Annotated in this window: 1 protein-coding gene; it reads right to left on the bottom strand. The window is 66.2% G+C overall.

The genetic code is table 11. From position 1 onward, the window contains the following. Positions 1-263, bottom strand: a 263-nt coding sequence (locus MKZ91_RS31735; RefSeq protein ID WP_336174955.1) for an ABC transporter permease subunit, incomplete at both ends; no start/stop codon positions are given.

Genomic DNA, 263 nt, shown 5'->3' with positions numbered 1-263 from the left:
AGCGGGGCGATCTCGGAGACGTAAGGCAGGTTGCCGGCGATGAAGATCACCGAGCCGTATTCGCCGACGCCGCGGGCGAAAGCAAGCGCAAAGCCGGTGAGGCCCGCGGGAAGCAGCCCCGGCAACAGCACCCGGCTGATCGTCTGGAAGCGGCTGGCGCCAAGCGTGGCGGCGGCTTCCTCCACTTCCCTGTCGATCTCCTCCATGATCGGCTGCACGGTCCTAACGACAAAGGGCAGGCCGACGAAGATCAGCGCGATGAC

The sequence above is a fragment of the Ensifer sp. MJa1 genome, assembly GCF_037026475.1.
Lineage (GTDB): Bacteria > Pseudomonadota > Alphaproteobacteria > Rhizobiales > Rhizobiaceae > Ensifer.
The sequence above is the reverse complement of the archived record's forward strand: the minus strand, read 5'-3'. Positions and strand labels throughout refer to the sequence as shown.